Raw genomic sequence first — 2619 nt, forward strand, 5'->3', positions numbered from 1 at the left:
GGTCAAAGGTTATCTCGAAGCTAGACTGATTTAATCTCTTTAATTTCATAAACTTAGAGAAAATAGAATTGGTTTTATATCGTTGTTTTCCATGAACACTGGCCGCAAAAAGTGAAAGAAGCTCTATCGTTGTTTTGCTTGACCTCTAATATGCATTGTTGAATCTTCCCCAACGATGTTTATGATCGGTCAAAGGTCATCTCGAAGTCAGACTGACATAACCTTTTTAATTTCATAATGTTATAGTAAAAATAATTAGTTTTTATATCGTTGTTTTCCATGAACACTGGCCGCAAAAAATGAAAGAAGCTCTATCGTTGTTTTTCTTGACCTCTGAGATGGATTTTTGATTCTTACCCAACGATGTTTATGATCGGTCAAAGGTAATATGAGAATAATACCTTGAAATTTTCATTATTATCAGACATTTAAATACAATTCATAGCGCTTTGATATCGTTGTTCTTCTATTGTATCTAACATCTCACATATCTAGTTCTGATCACTCCTGCACTAGCATTTTTATGGTGCAGCTCACTCGTAGACCCAATTAAGATAGCTGCTACACACAAATTTGAAGTACTGCTCAACAGATTCCCTGCTGACCAATCGAAAATTCAAACCTAACAATAAAACATATATAAATCATTATCTTAAAAATAAAGATGGAGAATTTCGATAGTAATACGTCAAAACATCAATGTACTCTTCAAAAGACACACAAAAGTAAAAAACACACTAAATATCATATAATTATGTGCAACTAAAAGTTAGACACTAAAAGTTAGACGTCATAGTAGTGCAGAACGAACTTACATCATCAAGCGGCTTTAATTGAAGCAACTAATAGACAGAAAGCCCCAGAGGGGCTTTCAAAAACAATCTTTATTTAAGACTAGCTCTTAGCGACTGGGGACTTTTAATGTCTGGAAAAGGTAACGTTTCAGCGGAGGGTACAACTGACAACGCTGGTGGAACATACCCAATCAACTCTTTCAATTTACTGCTCCAGGCTTCAAGCCCAACTAACTTATCGTCAAAATAGTCATAGCGATCATAGTGACGTGTACTCACATCTTGTAACGCGTGATTTTGAATACGATCTCGAACTTCCTTGCTGATTCGGCATGCCCCCATCAAAGTTTTACACGTTCGGCGAAGATCCTTAGGCACAAACTTATCGAACCCCACGGCATCGCGATAACGAGTCACTGCACGACAAATTGAGCTAGTCCTCATGGGTTCTTCTGCATCTTTAGGATTTGGAAAAACATATCGTCCACCACCAGAAAGCTCATATTGTTTCTGAAGTATTTCAAAAGCCAATCCGTTCAACGGTACGATATGATCTTTTTTGTTTTTGGAACGTTCTTTGGTAATGCAGACAAACCTTTCTTCCCAATCAACATTCCACCATTCAAGTGTAATCACCTCATATGGTCGTTGTCCCCCTAGATAGATGCACAGTTGAAGTAAGTGCCTCAAATCTTGTCCGATGGGTACAAGATCATAGTTTTCACGAAGATCTTTTAGTAGACGCCGTAACTCTCGCCATTCTAAGAACCTTTCACCAATGCGCTCTCCATCTTTTTGCTTTGGAATTGGTGCTACTGGATTGTATTTTATGCCAAATTTCGACTCTAAAGAGAAATAGCGAGGATCGTTATCAAAGCGCATCCCATGGTTAAACGCCGCCATCACATAGCTACGTACTCGGTTGCTTTGGGTGATAGCTCCACGCTGGATCATCATACTAATAACGTATTTAATATCATCTGTCGTTACATCACACGCTTTGGTGTTTTTGTCTATATATGGATAGAACTCTCGTACCAGCGCATTTCGCACGTCTTCATACGTTCTCTTTCCATCTATTTTCATGCGCTCCGTGTAGCTATGAAATAGCTCATCAATGGTTCCTAAGCTTTTACTCTCTGCATCAATTTTTTTCTGCTCGCTCTCTTGTTGTTCAAGATGCAATTTAGGATCTTTTCCGCCTAGCAACAGTTGTGAGAAGACCTGGGCTTTCTCGCGAGCTTCTGTAAGAGCCATACTGCCAGCACGTGTACTGAATAAACCGATTGAGATAAATTTTTCTTTCTGTTGCTGGTAGTAGCGAAACACGAACTGCTTTTTCCCACTAGTGAAAATTTTTACACCCAAACGCCCTATACCTCGTTGACCTGACTGATCCCAGAGATAATAGGAATTTTTACGACTGGTCGCGGATTGAATTTTAGTAACAGTTAACATTCTGATTTTCTCTTGTCTTTTTTGGCGAAGTTAACTTTCTAGGTCAATAGACATAACCTAAAAGCAGCCAAAAATGATATTGACAAACTTCCTACCTAAGCAAAGCTAGGTCAGGTAATGGGTCAGACAAGAGAAAAGTGACATGAAAATCAATGCAAACTAACGCAACAAAGACAAACAGATAAACATTTGAATTTAATAGAAATTACCAAGCATTGCATACTCATAAAAATGAACCTGGTAGGACTCATAATCGATTGGTCCGCAGTTCAAGTCTGCGAGGGGCCACCATATTCTAGAAGGCTCGTAGAGAAATCTACGGGCCTTTGTCTTTTCTGATCCGGTCTATATCCGGTCCGCAATTACT

At 38.7% G+C, this 2619-nt stretch carries 1 protein-coding gene; it reads right to left on the bottom strand.

Annotation, left to right across the window (positions count from 1 at the left end):
* Positions 1 to 884: 884 nt before the first annotated feature.
* On the bottom strand, positions 885 to 2252 hold the full coding sequence (locus tag NL646_RS18405) for a site-specific integrase (RefSeq protein ID WP_253664517.1): 1368 nt from the start codon (positions 2250 to 2252) through the stop codon (positions 885 to 887).
* Positions 2253 to 2619 lie beyond the last annotated feature (367 nt).

It is taken from the genome of Vibrio sp. Y20_XG_PY13, assembly GCF_024181925.1.
Classification (GTDB): domain Bacteria; phylum Pseudomonadota; class Gammaproteobacteria; order Enterobacterales; family Vibrionaceae; genus Vibrio; species Vibrio parahaemolyticus.